We start from the raw sequence: 16,794 nt of genomic DNA, 5'->3' as shown, positions 1-16,794 counted from the left end.
CTCAGCAGCTTTTCTCACTATTTCATCAACTGAACTGCTTTCGTCATGTATAGAGATGTTTTTTTGTTAAAAAAATAATAATTAATATTTTTTTAATATTTGGATTTTAAAATAGCAGTAATTTTTATGAGAAGTTCTTCTCAACCTTTAATTTTTTTAGGAGAAATATGCAATGCGAAATGATGATGATACTGATTCAACGTCGACCTTGCCTTCCGAACAAGTTTCTGAGAATAAAATTGATCCAAAGATTCACAAAAACCTTCCGATCTAAACGTACACGAAAATAGCACAGACCTGACTGATTGTGCTGATCAAAATATCCCTTTGGAGAATAAAGTTATTGTCGTCACACTAGAGTAGGATTCAAAGGCGATTGAAAAAGAGTTGAAAAAAAATCGTATTAATTATTTTAAAATTGGAAAAACAATCGTGAATGCAGCCTATACCACCTCACTTTGTTTCGTTTTTTATAAATTAAGCGCTCCTCGGGGGGTGGGTGATGGCGTTATTTTCGCTCTTGTCAATGCGCCTTCTGCGGCTGTATTTTTCGATCAATTCTTTGGTAAAGTACTCATTAATTATAATTCTAAACGTGTCACCAAGACTCATTTTGCTTTCTCCTTATCCGGTTTGGCGGCTGGGATTATTGTCGCTATTGCAGGAGAACAAATTGCAGAAGATGCCGTAAGGGGTTCTTCGACGTGGCTCTTTTATGGCTCAATAGGGGTATCACTTGTATATACCTTTACAGGCGCCGTACGCTTGGTTTGCCTGGAGCAGTAGGATATTTAATTAATCCGCTGTTAGAGCAATTCAGTCCCTTTCCAGAATTGGTACAATTGCGCAAAGACTTAGAAAAAATTATTTAAATCCCGCGGTGCAAAGGATTAATAAGAAAACCCCAGAACGATTTATTGAAGTTTTTTATGATACGATAAAAGAAAATCCCAACAAATGGACAGGTTACGATATTTATAAAAACACCATCGAAAAAGCGTTTCAAGTCGGGGGCCTCATAGCCGTGCAACATTTTTTTGGTCTTTTTTCAACAGCTGGCGGCAGAAGGTTGGAGGAACCCCCCAACTCGAAAATAATTGTGGGCTAAACTCTATTTCCGCCACAACCACCGCTTTTTTATTATCTTTTGCTCTTGAAACTTCCACCCACCTTTCGCAAGTCCTTGGAACAAATCCGGGTCTTGGGGGTACATAATTCGAGAAAGCTGCCAGAGAAAATAATAAAGACCGCAGTCTTGTTGGCCACCCTTGGTGGCACTGGGACTGCTGCCTATTTTTCTGGGTCGGGCATGGAGGAAGAAACAGTGCGTTATGAGCAACTTGCCCAGAATGGGACTTTACAATTTTTCGTTAATAATCCTCCTCTAAGTCCTTAGGAGGGAGTAGATGCTAATCTGAACGAACTGTGGATGACAATCGTCGCGGGAATAGGATGTAATTTCACGGGTATGCTTTTCTTTTTTAATCCAATTCTGGATTTTTTTATTAAGATATAGTCATGAGAATCCGTATCATATTCAAAGTTATGTTAGCTAAATTGGAAAGTGCTAGAATATTAAATTCAAATCAACTTGAGAAAGAATTTGCTAGTTGGATTCCTCTGATGAAAGAAAAGAGAACCCCTGCGATTCAAGCGATTGAGAATAAGCGTTCTCTGGTTAAAATCGCTGAAAATAGCAATCTTCCAGAACAAAAACCCTGGTGCTGGGAAGATTTATGGAAGTGTTTCTCTAAGAATGACAATCCTCCATTGCTATCGGAAACAGAAGATCATGTACCTTCTGCACTTATTGCGTAATTAAACCTGATCCCACTGCGCAAGTGGCGGAATCAATGCTTAAAGGCGTCTTAGACAAAGCGCCGGGAATTTCTCGAACGAATTTCGGAACCAGATAGCCGGGAAGGTGCGTCATCATTTCGGCGAGAAACCATTGTGCTTTTTGTTCGCTCACCTCAAAATGCGCAGCCCCGGTTACATGATCGGGAAGATGAAGATAATAAGGTAAAACGCCTACATCGAATAATCGTTCGCTTAAATCAATCAGTGTCTTGCAATCATCGTTAACATTTTTTAGTAAGACGGATTGATTCAACAAGCTAACTTTCGACCGGCGTAGCGAACCCAATGCATCGATGAGAGTTTGATTAATTTCATTGGGATGATTGCAATGGGTGACGACGGTAGTTTGCAAACGGGTGCACGAAAGAAGGTTTACTAATTCCGCGGTAACGCGTTCAGGAATGACGATGGGAAGTCGTGTATGAACACGCAAACGCTTAATCGTCAGGATGGCTTGCACATTTGAAACAAATACCGTTAAGGTCTCGTCCTTTATCATTAAAGGGTTGCCTCCACTTAAAATAACTTCATGAATATTGCTATTCGCTTTAAGGTAATCAAAAATGCGGCCCCAGCCAGAGCCCTTCCCGGGGTGTTTTGTTCATAAGGAAAATGGCGTCGGAAACAATAACGGCAATGAATGGCACAAGCGCCGCTGAGTGTGATTAATACCCGACCATGGTATTTGTGTAGCAAGCCCGGTATTAAATTCGACTGTTTTTCATTGAGAGGATCAGAGGAATAGCCTGGATAAGCGATAAGCTCGTCCGCTTGGGCAATATTTGCAATAATAAGGGATCGTTAGGATTTCCTTTTTCCATTCGCTCAACGAATCCGCGAGGCACACGCAGCGCAAAATTATCAGCACCGTGCCAAGCCGGCGCTAAAGTTTGTGGGTCAAGCTGAAGTTCGTTCCACAATTCAGTGGGGTTGGAAATCGCTCTCTTTAATTGGGTTTGCCAATCGTGCTTTAACATCGCGTGAATTACCGAATAGGGTATGTAGCCTACATGACAGGGATTTTAGACGCAACTTTTTCAAAGAAAAAACCTTAGGGCCGCTCATTGTAGCCCTTTGTTTGTTGTATACCGGGAGCGTGGCCTCGGTCTTAAACAATCTAGATAAAAAAGAAGGCACCCGTAACGTACGTTATGCCGCTATCGTTGGCTTTCCCAAGTCTTTAGACTCTGCTCACGCTTATTCTTCCGAGGAAATTGAAATCATTGCGCAGATTTATGAATCGCTATTGCAATACCATTACCTCAAAAGGCCTTATCAGCTAATCCCGCTGACAGCAAAAGCGATACCGGTAGTTTCATATTATGGTAAGCATTGGTATAAACTGGCGGCGAATCCAAATCCAAGCAAAGTTGGATACAGCGTTTATGAAATCCCTATATAAAACCTAGCATCTATTATCAACCCCACCTGGCTTTTGCTAAAACTAAAAGAGGAAATTATCTTTATTTAAATCTTAATCGTCGGCCTATTCGGGGCATTCGTAACCTTATAGATTTTCCAAAGCTCGGAACTCGGGAATTAACGGCGGCTGATTATGTTTATGAAATAAAACGTCTTGCTTTTCCTAACGTTCATTCGCTAATTTTTGGATTTACGGCGTTATCTACTCGCTGGCGTTAAAATCATTGACCGTTATCATTAACGAATTATTCTAAAAGGAATTTGTCCCCAATTCAAATATTGGCTAGTCATGACCTTCTTTGCACCTATCCTATGGAAAGCGAAGGCTTTTTATTCACAGCAAGTGTTAATGGATAAAAATATTAGTTTAGATTTTTATCCCCTTAGAACAGGCCCTTATAGGTTAGTGGAGAACAATGCTCACAAACAAATTGTGTTGTTAAAAAATCCTAATTTCCATGGGGAATGGTATCCTTTTGAGCGAACCAGGATATTTAAAATCGGGTTATCTGAAGGCCGCGGGAAAACCGATGCCGTTTATTAAAAAAATAGTTTTCACACTGGAAAAAGAAAGCATCCCTCGATGAAATAAATTTTTGCAGGATTACTATGATAAATCGCGAATTAATATCGAAAGTTTTGCTCAAGCGATTGCGATGGATCGAGAAGGAAAGCCGTACTTAAGGCCGGAATTAATTCGGATGGGTGTGCGGTTACAAACAACCGTAGTGCCTGAAATTTTTTATATTGGATTTAATATGCTCGCCCCTATAGTGGGTGACTATAGTGAGAAAAAGAAAAAATTGCGCCAAGCGATTGCTATCGCATTAGATTATGAAGAGTTTATTTCTATTTTCCATAACGGTCGTGGCATTCCCGCCCAAGGAGCTCGCCATTTATTTTTGGGTACGTTGAGGGCGCTGAAGGTATTAATCCCTATGTGTATAAAAATGGTTCGACGAAAAACCAAAAAGACGTTCATTAACACAAGCAAAAGGATTGTTAGTCGAGGCCGGTTATCCTGGTGGGGTTGATCCAAAAACAGGAAAAGCGCCCATTTTGAATTACGACATAGCAACAATGGGCGGTCCTGATAATCGGGTGCGATTTGACTGGATAAGAGAGGAATTTGCTAAATTGGGGATTACTTTAAATATTCGAGCGACACTTTATAATTGCTTCCGTGAGAAAGTCCAAACAGGAAAGGCGCAAATCTTTTCGTGGGAGTGCCTTGCTGATTATCCTGGCCCCGAAAACTTTTTATTTCTACTTTATTCGCCAAATGGAAAAGTCAAATATGGGAGAGAAAATGCAGCAAACTATTCCAATCCGAAAGTAGATGAGTTGTTTGAAGAAATTAGAACGTTACGTGATGGGCCTGAACGGGAGGAAAAAATTAATCAATTAGTTAGTCGCTATTGTGCGAGAAGACGCTCCGTGGATTTTTAGAATGCATCCCATCAATTTCACATTGAGTCATCAATGGAAGGAGAACAAGTCAGGGAAATTGCATAGTATTGCGGACCATACCTTAAAATATAAACATATTGATCCAGAAAAGTGAGCGAAACTGCAAAAAAAATGGCATTAGCTGGTGATTTGGCCTTTATTAGTCATTATCGCGTTATTAATCGTATTATTTATTCCATTAATGATTACCTATTAGTGTCGAGAGAGAAAGCCAACCGTTACAATAACATCATTCCCACGAAAACGGGAATCCAGGAGCAAAGGTGATTAATGCTGGCATTCTAGATTTCTGTTTTTGCAGAAAGAACAAGGAGAAATTATTTCCTTTGCCTTATTTTTCCTGGTTAATACACCCGATTCAATGGGTTGTGCACATTTAGGGGTCGGCACGTCAGTCAAGCAGCTATTGACCGTTGAAAAAAGAACGTGGCTATGATAAACCGCTATCCTTCAATACGAAGGAAGGCGGAATTAAAAAAAATAACTAACACAGTATTTTTACAAAATCATTGAGTCTTTTTATTTTTCATTTTGACCGTTCGGAGCATACATGATATCGGTCACGACATTAGTCAACGCATGTGACTGAGCTTAGCGATTGCCTTACCTACGCTGTTAGTTGGGCTTGCGGTTAATATCACACGTTTGCATTATTCCTAGCGCTGTTTCGTGCTACGTATTTTGGCGTATTCGGTGTGGTGATTTGTGTAATCATCATGTCGATATCCAGTTTATTCTATGTCATCATGGGGCAATATATTTTTCGGAAAAGTATTGCGCCTGGTCCCACTATCGGGCTATCAAAATAGGATAGACGCCGTTAAATTTTTAATACTGCCAATTTTAATCGGTGTATTCAGTGGTATGGGCGCTGGCACCCGTTGGTATTGAACCATTTTGCTCGAAGAGTTACGCAAGGATTATGTGCGAACCGCTCGTGCCAAAGGATTATCCGAATTCAAAGTGTTATACGAACATATTTTGAAAAACAGTTTGATTCCGATTTTGACATGCGTGATAGTCATTATTTCCACACTATTTCTAGATAGTTTAATTTTGGAATCCTTTTTTGGCATCTCCAGTTTCGTCATGCTATACGATTGATGCAATTCAGCAGCAAGATTTTGATATCGTTCGAGCGATGATTGTTTTGGAGACGGTGTATACATTGCCGGACTAATCTTAACTGACTTTTCTTACACATTGGTAGATCCACGAGTTCGATTGACAAAAAGATAAAAGGTTCCATATGCAAATTCATTTAACACTGTTATTAAGTGATTGGCTGATTTATGGATTATTCGTCATTGCAGTTATTGCTTTCTTTTATGCGAGAAAGCGACACGTCTTTCGCGAATCGTTACAATAATTATTTCAAAAAAAATTAGCGATCATGTTTCCGCTCATTTTAGGCATTTACACAGTGGTCAGTTTATTAGATTCGGTTCATTTTACTATCTTAAGATTGATAACCAATATCAAGTGACTCAATTTAAATCGTTATTAGATCTGATAATCAGCCCGCTTGGTGTGCAAACAGAGAAAACTTATTCCGTCCCTTTTTCTACTCATCTTTAGAAAAAAGCGATTATATCTGTGGCAAATGGGCATGAAATTCAGGATTAGCCGCGATTGGTTTACGGTGTGGGGCACTTGAAACATCCAACAGACCAAATCAAAGATATTGTTTGGTCAAATTTATCAGGTATTTTAATCAGATTATTGATTTTAATTGTAATAGTTTTTTGGTATTCAGTTATTTAGTTTTTCGTAAACGGGCTTCCTATCGTCTGTGTTTATACCGTTTATGGCATAGGAAAACACAAATCGCCTGACGGGAAGGGTTGATTGCGTTTGCTCTTATTTGAATTTTCGGGTGGGTCATTCACTTTTTGGCAATTAATTATCACCTCTTGGGAACAGGTTAGATAGGGACGGGTGTTTTATATGAGGCAATAAAAAGCGTTCGGACCGAATTATTAATTGGTGCGCTAACTTCTTTTTTTATCCTACCTTTTGCTTTGTCATTGGGGATGTTGTCGGGATTTTTTGGCGGATGGGTGGATGATATTTCCAGTATTTATATACAACGTTGAGTTCTATTCCAGGCGTATTGTTGATCGCGGCATCGGTATTAGTTTTACAAGTTTTTATTGCTACACATCCGATTTATTTTCCTATGCTGGCCGAATGCGCTAATGCACGATTATTAACATTGTGTTTGATTTTAGGCATCACGAGTTGAGCTAATTTATGTCGTTTACTCCGCGGCGAAAGATTAAAATTACCCGAACAAAAATTTGTTGATGCTGCGCGTGTGATAGGTGTTAGTCGAATAAAAATTATTTTTTGGCATTTTTTTCCAATGTCATGCACTTTTTTTTAATTACGGTGGTATTAGACTTCAGAGCGCTGTTTTTATGTTTGGATTAGTTCTAGCTGCTAATCTATTTGCGGATGCTCTTCGCGATGCGTTGGAGCCACGGCTGAGAATGACGGATACAATCTAGAAGTAGCTCGTATGGAGCGAAGCGAAATACGGGCTACAAATCCCTTCTGCTAGTCGGAAAGAAGAGTGAGTAGGAAAATAAAATGCTAAACCGTTAATCAGAATTAATCATCTTACCATAGCATTCATTTGCTCGAAATGCGAAGCCGGCAATTTCACAGCTTAGTGTAAGTTTACAGCGTGACCAATGTCTAGCGTTGCTGTGTGAATCTGATAGTGGAAAAAGCATGACGGCATTGGCTATTATGCAATTACTCCCAAAATTCGGAGCTTTAAATCCAGTATTAACCACCCAACAACAAATGAATGAAATTTTAAAAAAGAAATACCTAGATATTCAATCAAGTGCGTTGCAATTATTAGAGTAAGTCGGCATTAAAAATTCAGCACGTGTCTATCATTCCTATCCTCATCAATTATCCGGTGGTATGCGTCAGCGAGCGATGATTGCAATGGCGCTGGCGGGGCGGGTGAGTCCGAAATAATTATCGTGGATGAACCGGCGACCGCACTCGATGTGGCGATTCAAGCCCAGGTTTTAATTTTATTGAACGGATTAAAAAAGAAACACAACATTACCTTACTTTTTATTAGTCACGATTTAGGCGTTGTTTCACAATTGGCAGATTAAATTGCAGTATTAAAATCAGACCGACTGGTGGAGCGCGAGTCAAGAGACCCGTTTTTCCAACAACCTAAAGAGGACTATAGTCGGTGATTATTAGCTGCTATAAAGAATTGGAGCTGTTAATTATCGTAACCTTATTATATTTCCAGCTTCTTCTTTAATTATAATAGTTTTTCCTGAGGCGCCACTTGTTTTGGAACAGGTAAATATGGGGTGGCACCATTAGTGAGAGAGAACATCAGTGGAGCGTCATTTATTTGCTCTTTCTTAAAGTTTGCTTGAATAGCCTAGTATACGACAGAGGGGCGCATTACACCCTGGGGAACATTAACTTTAAATGAGTATCTTTGCAGGAGGGCGCCTTGCATAACGGCATAAGGACTTGCTGTGTAGTTATGTTATTTATCTCAACAACCACCCTTCCATGCAGCATGTGCTAAAACTCCTATTCTTCCTGTAAGGATTAGAACCGTTAATAGAAAAATTTTCATATTTTAACTCCTCTCGAAATTGAATCACTTCAGTAAGGATAGTACAAAATAACGGAGTTTTTGTCCGTCTGTATCACTTTGATTTAATTAGTAATTGCGGTCTGAAAGAAATATTGGCGAACACAGAGCGTCTTGAGTATTATTGTTAGGCTTGAGCCAGAAAGAGGAAACCACTACTAAATAGGCACCACAGGAGTTCTCATGGCACAGCAAGACGATATTTTATTTTCCGAAATTCGCGGAAAAAAGGGTAATTTGGGTAAAATCATCTTAAATCGACCGCAGGTGTTAAATGCGTTGACGTGTGATATGTGCCGCCGATTGCACGAACAGCTGTTGAGTTGGAAAAGCGATCGAACTATTAAAGCAGTCGTTATTAAGGGCGCTGGAGATCGGGCTTTCTGTGCGGGTGGTGATATTCGCACGCTTTATATGAACGGAAAAGAACATCTACAAACAGTGGAAAAATTCTTTCACAGCCAATATCGAGTGAGCGCAGAAATTTTTCATTTTAAAAAACCTTATATTGCGCTGTTAGATGGTATTACTATGGGCGGTGGTGCGGGCGTTTCTGTGCACGGCTCTCATCGCGTAGCGACTGAGCAGTTGCTATTTGCAATGCCTGAGACAGCCATTGGTTTTTTTCCTGACGTGGGTGCTGGTTATTTCCTTTCTTGTTGTAAAAACAACATGGGATATTATCTCGGTTTAACCGGTGATCGTATTGGAGCAGGTGATGCAAAATGGTTGGGATTAGTGAATCACGTTATACCGAGTGAAAAACAAGATGCCTTAATTGAAGCTCTTGCAAATGCACCTTTCTCTTCAGAGGATCATCGTCAAGTTACCGATATCATTAATGAATTTTTCATCGAGATTGAGCCGCTTTTGTTTAATCGAAAAACCTTAATTGAAAATTGTTTTGCAGCGGAATCCGTCGAAGCAATTGTTTCCCGATTAGAAAAACACAATGAGGAATGGAGCAAAACGGTATTAGAAACTTTATTGTCTAAATCGCCGACCAGTTTAAAAGTTACTTATGAATACTTAACGCGCGCGAGCGCCATGAATTTTAATGCGATCATGGAAACGGAATTTAATATCGCTCTTCAGTTTCTCCAGACGCCAGATTTTTTTGAAGGTGTACGCGCAGTTATCATCGATAAAGATAAATCACCGAAATGGCAACCCTTGAAGCTTGAAGAAGTGACTCCCGAAAGGGTCGCTTCTTATTTTGTGAAAAAAAAGCAATTGAATATCACTACGGTATAAAGAATAACTTAGAAACTTTATACGCTTTGTTGATGCCTTAACTTCAATTTTTAATTATCTTCCTCATGGGTTTTGCTATTTCTGCTTGCGCGAAACCATATTCACTCTTTTATTCTGACGTCAATGTTTACTTGACGATAGCTTACAAAAAGAAAATACGGATTTAGCTAATAGGTATTATCTACGGGCCGTTGGCTCAGCACCCAATTCTGCCCGGGTTCATGATAATTATGGCGTTTTCCTTTGTCGTCAAAAACGATACAAAGCAGTGATTGACCAATTTGTTGTCGCTTCTAAGATTAACTATAAATATAGAGTGATGGCTTATCAAAACATGTCTTTATGTAAAAAATTACTTCATTAATATAGCGTAAAAGGAGGCTCTCCCGTACGTTATTTGGATCAGCTAGCCCAAAACTAGTATGCGGGGTGGGGTTGGGCTGGCTAATGGTGTGGGCTGAAAATAATTATAATACAGGTTACGCTAGAAAAAAACTTAAATCTGGTTATACTGTTACTGCACAAGGCCTATTGATAATAGTCAACAAGCCGTAACCAAAAACTTCAATGGAGGGAAGATATATGAAGCTTATAAAGCTTATTCTGGGAATCGTCGTATCCTTTTGTTAGTAGTGCAGAGCCCTTGCGCTGATACACGACCGAAACGGAGACAACGATTATAAATTTAAACTAGTCGTTGTGAATAATTCTACTGATCAAGAATTCTAATTCGTTCGTCTCGAAAAGGTGACCAGCGACGCTGCGATGAAAGGACGGTCCACTACAGGTGGAATAATGCGGCTTCGTCTGAGTGATCCAAACAACGATCAACGTGATGACCATTTGGCATGGAGTGCCGTTTTCAATCTTTGAGATTTTAAAAATTGTAAGTTGACGGTGATGAAAACTAATGGAGACATTCAGCAACCAAAAACCATCTTGTGTGATGACAATAAAAAAATCACCAAAATGGACATCCACGTCGAAAAAAAAGATGAACCGATGAAATATAAACTCATCATGGTCACTTTCCACAAAGACGTTTTGCTCAATGGAACCGCCGCTAACCAATAATGAAATTCTTTTAAGATAGATATCACAGAGCTTGTTTCTTGGTTGGTTCCGCTATTTTTTTGTTAACCAAAATTTTACATAAAAATGATTAAAAAACTTATTTTATTTGTTTACCGATATTCGCTAATTCGATTCCTTAGCATCGGCGTTATTGGGCTGCTTATTGACATGACATTTCTTTACCTATTTCGACCCAAAATGGGATTAATACCTGCAAAAATACTTTCTTATCTAATCGCGGTTACGATCACTTGGTTCTTGAATCGCTATTTCACTTTCCGCTCACAAGATTCTCGGCGAGTTCAGGAATGGATGCGTTACGCTTTTATTTATTGAATAAAGTTGTATTCATGTATTGATGTTTACTGCTCTCGTGTATCGTTACCCAGTTTTACACACGCGTCCAATCTTCGCCTTAATTATTACGGTGATTGTTATTGGCTTTATTAATTTCGGTTTCACAAAGTATTTCGCATTCAAAAAGCGTTCGATTGACGAGTTTTCTTTATTCAATTCTCATCAAGCGACTTGATCAATGACGGGAAAATTAATTTAGCATGTTGCTGTTTTAACCACAGTAGTAAACTACTCAAGCCAAAACTGACATAAATTAAAAGAATCAATTTAAAGAGAGATCGAAATCCTACATAAGAAATTGAGCTTGACGAGACGAGTATAAAATATAGCACACGATCCGATAAAAAAATATGAGAAACCCTATTTTTCTTCATATCAGTTTTAGGTAACATAACGATTCCTAACGCAATGAAAATGTAGCTTAAGAATAGAAAAAAACGCATAGGAATGGCTGTAACGATTAATAATAATTGACTAAGACTATTTTGCGAAAACAATTTAGAAAAATGGTGATGCAATAAATCCCGTTTGCCTTGGTTGAAGGTCGCCAGTTCAATATGAGGCTCAAAGAAAAGTACCCATGAATGAGCTGAACTTATCATCAGATTGGAAAACCCCTTTAGCATCTGTTTCATCAATGCTTTTGAATGTTGAAATAAAAAAGTGACGGCAGTGTTCGTCATAAAATCATCTTCTTGAACGCTAGATAATGATCCTTGTTTTTTTTAACTTAGTCATTAGTTATTATTTAACTTCGTCAACAGGAATGCGTTGTTGTTTTTGGATGATATTGCCCATGTAATACCAATATAAATTGTTAACCGTAATACTAGTGTAAGTATACGTGCTAAAAATCAATTTGTTTCTGACCTGCCAGCCGCCGATGAATATAATACTTGGTAAAGTCAACAAAATTAGGTTAATGATGGTTTTTCTCCATCCAAAATAGTGCAAAATAGTGATGGACGAAATACCATAAGGTTCCAACGGATAGAGGAATAACTAAATAATAACTAACGGGTCGGATGAGAGTAGCGCTCGCTAGCGCAAGGCCAGGCGAAAAGCTAAGCCATAATTTTCGGGGATGATCTGAAAATAAGTAGGAACCAATTAAAAAAACAAAACCGATAGCGATGGCGAATAGCAAGTCAGTTAGAATGATTAGTGTACAACTTAAAAATAGAAAATTGATGGCTATCATGGTAGCAGCAATATACGAAGCAACAGGAGAAAATAAATGACGGGCCAGGTAAAATCCTGGGATGATGAGTAAACTACTTAAGATAATTTGGGTGATAATAACAACAGCAAGGTGTTAGCCAAATAAAGCAAATAGGACCACAATAAATGTAGGATAACGAGGTGTTCGTAATAAAATATTACAGTAATTTTGATTCATAATTAACAATTTTTCTGACGCAAGCTAACCTTCTGAATCTGGTTGCGTAGTTTGGTGAATATTCCCGTGGTAGAAAATGAAAAACAAGCCTAATTTAAACACTAATGCAACACTAACAATAGTGAGCAATACCAAGCGTTGATAAAGTTTATTTATTTCTTAAAATTTCTTATTTTATAGATGGCGACCGATAATCCATTTTTTTATTGATTTGAAAGATAGTTCGATTTAGCCTCCGCAATGAGGAGTAATAATTTGCTTTTAAATTAGGCGCGTCATTAACTAAAAATAAATAATCGAAATTAGGTAAGAGATTTTTGAATCGTTCTTTGGATGGGTTATTTTGAAGTAAAAAAATCTATCGCGGCAATAATTCATAAGCTAGAAAATGTAATTTCAGCGCATCATTACTTGTCCATATTAGACCAATTCTAGTGTTGGTGGGTATATGACTGGCTGTTACGCTAAAAAATTTTTGTACCTGAAAGCGCAAATAAATCATACTGTCAGATTTATATAACCAAGATTTTTGTACCAACCAAGCGACAGTGCTATAAACAGATACTAATAACAGAATGAGAAGAAAAGCGAAAAGATACGATGCGACGCGTTTTTTCATTTTTATAAAATTCATGGGCGTGTCAATAAAATAAAAAATTTGAAATAGAATAATTACAATCTAGACGCCATGAAAAATTAAGAAGAAAAGATAAAGTAAATTCAACTAGAGCACAAGGTGTGGTTGTATATGATATAAATAGATATAAAATGAAGATAATAAATAAAAATATAGGCTAATAGCAATAAGGCTTGAGAAAGTAATAAACGCCTTTGATTTATACGATCTATTGTTTTTTTATAAATAAAAAGGGTGGCAGTATCTAAAATTGCAATAAAAGCAAGAGCCGGATCATGGAAAGCGAATATTTTCTTATGACTTCTATATATTGTAAAGAGGTCAGGGGAGAATGAGGATGTAAAAAGGTATCAAGACCTCAAGGCAGAAAAAAATAAATAAAACCGCAAGGATTAAATTTTTTTAAAGGAAAATAGCTAGCAATGACGCCGCCCCAAAAAGCGGTTGACCCGTCTACCATAACGCTGCCAACAGGACCAAATCGAACTTTCATTAAAACCAGTAGCATTAAAAAACTATTGAAGCAATGAAAAGTGATAACTAGGCTTTCCATCTGGAGTGCCTTACTAACAGAAGCAAAGGCATAAAGATAAGAAACAAATGAGCAAACGCAGTAGTATTCTTTTTATAAGTGTGCCTTTGCATAAAATAATAGTAGCAAAGAGCACTGCCCGGAGGGTAATCGATCTGCATATCAGGCTCTTGTTAAGGGGTAAAAAGCCGTGCACATGACGTAGGTCGCATAAGGCAACCATCGCTCCAGCTCATTATTCCATTAATCCAAAACCACTAAATAATAAGCCATTAAGCCAAATACAATGATAAGAAGCAAAAACAGCACTAACCCCGGCGTAAAGCGTTGACTCCATTGGCCAACGAAAGAAACGGCACAGTAGAAGACTGTATCCGAGCAATGACAGACAGACTATAAGTAACATAAAATGAAGGATACTAGCGTAAATTTACGTGAATTTAAACCGAAAAGTTAACTCCCTGTAACAACCTCAGAGCGCTTCTTCGTAACAGCAGACGATCTCTGCGCGGTAGTTTATACTCTTTATACCGACGTAGCCCGTATTCCGCTTCGCTGCATACGCGCTATTTACTAGAAAAAAGAAAAAAGTTAAGAAAGTCCTGTCCCGATCCGAGAAAGGAGGTTGGCTAGAAAAGAAACTTCAGTTAAAACAGGGGAAGAAAAAGAAAAAACAACGAGGACACTAACCGACACCTCGAGCATCCTTCGGAAAGGATAAGTGATATGAGTTACTGAATGGTCAGGTACGGACCATATCATACATAACCCGCAAGTGGTAAAGACTAAAAATTTAAACCCGCCACCCCGCCTACACTAGATCATAAAGTTTAAAATGGGAATCGCTGTGACTTGTGGTAATGATATGGTCCATACCTACCCCATGACTTCCTTAACTGACAGTAAACGTTGTCTGTTTTTCTTCATTAGAAAGAGGGCACTGTGTGATGTGTTCTAACGATTGATTTAATATTAAATCAAATTCCTCGTAGCCAGCATTAAAAAAGTACCACCGGATATAAAAAAGGTCACTAATCTCACATAACAATCCTCGAAGTATGCCCCGTTCTTTTGTGCTACAAGAATTAAACCTAGCTACAAAATTTTTTAAAACGAATGCCTTATTGTACAATACCGACGTTTTTCTATGGAATAATGGTGGATCACATTCTACAACAGAGTCTTTAAATCAATAAAATAAAGGTTATCTTGAATGACGAGTTCTATTTTTTCTTTTTTTGCTAGTAAATAGTGTTGATGATGATCAACATATCGATCGAAAATTAAAAGCTCATCACGTAAATCAAACTTGTAAATCATGCCATCCTGTCTCGAAATTGCAAAGCTCTGAATTCGGCTAAGCTGACCTAAATCAACAATAGCGCTTTTAAATTGGTGTTTCTCAAATAGGGAAAGCAGTTCTAACGCCTGACTGTATGTATCCTCGTTACCGCCTAATAGACTCACGAATACAGACTGTGGATTTTTCACCGATATTCCGACATTGATCTACCATCGTGCGCACAAAGGCCGCCTCATCAATGGCAGTATCTATATGAGTTAAGGTAGTCGTTTTTGTTTCTGGTGAAAACAATGCCACGCAAAGATAGGGTCCACAGCCAAGTGTAACTAAAAAGGGATCGGCAGTGCTATCTTGCGTCATCGGACGGCAAAAAATAAAATCACCTTGATTTATGCTTTCCGCGGTGGCGGCACCATTCACGCTGTTTCAATGCAACCATTCGATCGGCATCGTAATTCAGGTAATTTCTTGGGAAGGATTGAAAGAACACACACGACCTTTGCCCTTCTGATCCTCGTCTCGACATAAAACCTTATCACAAATGAGATAAATAATAAAAATTGAACGAATATTAGTCAATCAGAAATCGGCTAGACTATTAAAAAAACAACCCCTTAATTTCAGTTCCGAGAAGAGCCATGGAGAACATATCTCACTATATTAAGCGTATAAGCGCCATAAGCACGCAGTAAAGTCGCTAATTCGAGATTAAAAGAATCTATCTCTTTATTTAAATTGCAATCTTGCATGATTTTAAATAAATCAACGTCGGTTTCCGTTTCAAAAAAAACATAATTGGGATCGGCGACATATTTTTTAATGAGAACCTTACCGAGTATCGGCCAGCGACTGAAGTATCTTAATTATTCTTTTGTTTGGTTTCTAGTAGGTGTTTTAGTAAGTGATAAGTATAATTCTCTAAGGTAAAATGGCGATTAGAACTTAATTGAATCACGCTTCGTTGAGGCTTGGTATAACCTATCCGCTTCAATAAACTCACGGTAATCAATTTTATCGCCGACGCATTAGGTACGACGATAGAATGGTAGGGCTGGATTAAGTCCTGTGCGTAATGAATGGAGCATCCTAAAAAACGATACACCCAATAAGGGTGACCCGTTTGAAAAGCGTATTGAGACAATACCCTGTAAAGATGAAGACGATATTCAAGATAAAAATGTTTAAGGAAAGGGACCCCACTTTGTAAATAAGCAGTGACTCATAATGAAAAGCCATATAAAAGGCGCCTGCGAACTCAAGAACAGTCCTGGATCACCAAATGGTTGTTTCTCGCAATGATCTTCTTTTACAAACCACGAAGGGTTATTTTCCCAAAGATCAATGTCCATCCCATAATCAGGCTCATCCAAAACCGAGGTAATAATTTCAAGCGGCGATACCTTCTCACCGGGAGAAAGTTTTTCCAAAGAGGAGTTAGGCACACATCCAACCCGCTTTAGTTACAAGAGGCAACATGATATCTCTTTTAACCAAAGAATGGCCCTGAATGCGGTGTCTTTCGCCCAGCAGATATTGAACAAAGAAGGGAAATTTCAAGTCGGGATTGATACGAATAGCCTCGATGAATTGCATTTTTAAAGGCTTGGAATCATCGCCTTTAAACACTGAATCGTGAGGTACAGGCGGGTAGTAGGGGATATTTTGTTCGACCACCAAATTTCATTTTCTCGAAGCAATTTTACTAACCCTAAGTGTTCTTTTTGTAAAAGGGCAGTGAGTGTTTCCGCAGGTATAGTGGCTTTATGAGCGATTTCAGGCACATTTTTTAATACCACATCACTAAGAGAAAATGCCCGTCCCAAGCTAAAGTTGTTGACGT

General features: G+C 38.5%; 11 protein-coding genes and 12 pseudogenes. 15 read left to right on the top strand and 8 right to left on the bottom strand.

What is annotated here, in order from left to right; genetic code table 11:
• Positions 1-172 precede the first annotated feature (172 nt).
• Positions 173-1,818 (top strand): annotated as a pseudogene (locus OWO34_RS08465) (CBU_1863 family Dot/Icm T4SS effector).
• Here the strand turns inward: OWO34_RS08465 and epmB are convergent.
• Positions 1,808-2,837, bottom strand: a pseudogene (gene epmB, locus OWO34_RS08460) (EF-P beta-lysylation protein EpmB). The pseudogenes OWO34_RS08465 and epmB sit on opposite strands and share 11 nt — an antisense overlap.
• 101 nt (positions 2,838-2,938) lie before the next feature.
• On the opposite strand from epmB, the gene OWO34_RS08455 reads away from it, so the two are divergent.
• From OWO34_RS08455 to OWO34_RS08400, 13 genes and pseudogenes are all read left to right on the top strand, one after another.
• Positions 2,939-3,262 carry a hypothetical protein gene (locus tag OWO34_RS08455; RefSeq protein ID WP_267257186.1) on the top strand — a complete coding sequence of 108 codons (324 nt, stop codon included), beginning with the start codon at positions 2,939-2,941 and terminating at the stop codon, positions 3,260-3,262.
• Between the two features lie 309 nt (positions 3,263-3,571).
• On the top strand, positions 3,572-3,826 hold the full coding sequence (locus OWO34_RS08450; RefSeq protein WP_267257185.1) for a hypothetical protein: 255 nt from the start codon (positions 3,572-3,574) through the stop codon (positions 3,824-3,826).
• 52 nt (positions 3,827-3,878) lie between these two features.
• Positions 3,879-4,316 (top strand): ABC transporter substrate-binding protein, encoded by a 438-nt coding sequence (locus OWO34_RS08445; protein ID WP_267257184.1) that lies wholly within the window; start codon positions 3,879-3,881, stop codon positions 4,314-4,316.
• Positions 4,282-4,731 carry a periplasmic substrate-binding domain-containing protein gene (locus OWO34_RS08440; protein WP_267257183.1) on the top strand — a complete coding sequence of 150 codons (450 nt, stop codon included), beginning with the start codon at positions 4,282-4,284 and terminating at the stop codon, positions 4,729-4,731. The genes OWO34_RS08445 and OWO34_RS08440 overlap by 35 nt, the downstream gene beginning before the upstream one ends.
• A 111-nt stretch (positions 4,732-4,842) precedes the next feature.
• Positions 4,843-5,019, top strand: a complete 177-nt coding sequence (locus OWO34_RS08435; RefSeq protein ID WP_267257182.1) for a hypothetical protein — start codon at positions 4,843-4,845, stop codon at positions 5,017-5,019.
• Between the two features lie 49 nt (positions 5,020-5,068).
• Positions 5,069-5,991 (top strand): annotated as a pseudogene (locus tag OWO34_RS08430) (ABC transporter permease); the annotation flags it as partial.
• A gap of 10 nt (positions 5,992-6,001) precedes the next feature.
• Positions 6,002-7,262: pseudogene (locus OWO34_RS08425) on the top strand (ABC transporter permease).
• Between the two features lie 96 nt (positions 7,263-7,358).
• Positions 7,359-7,521 (top strand): annotated as a pseudogene (locus OWO34_RS09965) (ABC transporter ATP-binding protein); the annotation flags it as partial.
• 6 nt (positions 7,522-7,527) lie between these two features.
• Positions 7,528-7,976 (top strand): annotated as a pseudogene (locus OWO34_RS08420) (ATP-binding cassette domain-containing protein); the annotation flags it as partial.
• A 584-nt stretch (positions 7,977-8,560) separates the two neighbouring features.
• Positions 8,561-9,652, top strand: a complete 1,092-nt coding sequence (locus OWO34_RS08415) for an enoyl-CoA hydratase/isomerase family protein (protein WP_267257188.1) — start codon at positions 8,561-8,563, stop codon at positions 9,650-9,652.
• 65 nt (positions 9,653-9,717) lie between these two features.
• Positions 9,718-10,016, top strand: a pseudogene (locus OWO34_RS08410) (tetratricopeptide repeat protein).
• Positions 10,017-10,417: 401 nt separating this feature from the next.
• Positions 10,418-10,726 (top strand): annotated as a pseudogene (locus OWO34_RS08405) (hypothetical protein).
• A gap of 84 nt (positions 10,727-10,810) precedes the next feature.
• Positions 10,811-11,258, top strand: a pseudogene (locus tag OWO34_RS08400) (GtrA family protein).
• Here the strand turns inward: OWO34_RS08400 and OWO34_RS08395 are convergent.
• Both OWO34_RS08395 and OWO34_RS08390 read right to left on the bottom strand, forming a co-directional pair.
• Positions 11,236-12,638, bottom strand: a pseudogene (locus OWO34_RS08395) (dolichyl-phosphate-mannose--protein mannosyltransferase). The pseudogenes OWO34_RS08400 and OWO34_RS08395 overlap by 23 nt on opposite strands.
• Positions 12,635-14,057, bottom strand: a pseudogene (locus OWO34_RS08390) (hypothetical protein). The pseudogenes OWO34_RS08395 and OWO34_RS08390 overlap by 4 nt, the downstream one beginning before the upstream one ends.
• A 172-nt stretch (positions 14,058-14,229) precedes the next feature.
• Between OWO34_RS08390 and OWO34_RS08385 the strand changes: the two are divergent.
• Positions 14,230-14,340: pseudogene (locus OWO34_RS08385) on the top strand (YjdF family protein); the annotation flags it as partial.
• 481 nt (positions 14,341-14,821) lie between these two features.
• On the opposite strand, the gene OWO34_RS08380 reads toward OWO34_RS08385, so the two are convergent.
• From OWO34_RS08380 to OWO34_RS08360, 5 genes are all read right to left on the bottom strand, one after another.
• The gene (locus OWO34_RS08380; RefSeq protein WP_267257181.1) at positions 14,822-15,142 is read right to left on the bottom strand and encodes a hypothetical protein; all 321 of its coding nucleotides are present in this window, start codon (positions 15,140-15,142) and stop codon (positions 14,822-14,824) included.
• Entirely contained in the window at positions 15,099-15,374 is a 276-nt protein-coding gene (locus tag OWO34_RS08375) for a hypothetical protein (protein WP_267257180.1), read from the bottom strand. The genes OWO34_RS08380 and OWO34_RS08375 overlap by 44 nt, the downstream gene beginning before the upstream one ends.
• Positions 15,375-15,813: 439 nt before the next feature.
• A complete protein-coding gene (locus OWO34_RS08370) occupies positions 15,814-16,095 on the bottom strand; it encodes a hypothetical protein (RefSeq protein WP_267257179.1) in 282 nt (93 codons plus the stop codon).
• A gap of 40 nt (positions 16,096-16,135) precedes the next feature.
• The gene (locus OWO34_RS08365) at positions 16,136-16,396 is read right to left on the bottom strand and encodes a hypothetical protein (RefSeq protein ID WP_267257178.1); all 261 of its coding nucleotides are present in this window, start codon (positions 16,394-16,396) and stop codon (positions 16,136-16,138) included.
• Positions 16,389-16,631 (bottom strand): hypothetical protein, encoded by a 243-nt coding sequence (locus OWO34_RS08360; RefSeq protein ID WP_267257177.1) that lies wholly within the window; start codon positions 16,629-16,631, stop codon positions 16,389-16,391. The genes OWO34_RS08365 and OWO34_RS08360 overlap by 8 nt, the downstream gene beginning before the upstream one ends.
• Positions 16,632-16,794: the final 163 nt, after the last annotated feature.

It is taken from the genome of Coxiella endosymbiont of Ornithodoros maritimus (assembly GCF_907164965.1).
Lineage (GTDB): Bacteria > Pseudomonadota > Gammaproteobacteria > Coxiellales > Coxiellaceae > Coxiella.
The sequence above is the reverse complement of the archived record's forward strand: the minus strand, read 5'-3'. Positions and strand labels throughout refer to the sequence as shown.

Coding starts and splice junctions, on each gene's coding strand:
- OWO34_RS08450 (WP_267257185.1), top strand. CDS start 3,572: ATGACCTTCTTTGCACCTATCCTATGGAAAGCGAAGGCTTTTTATTCA.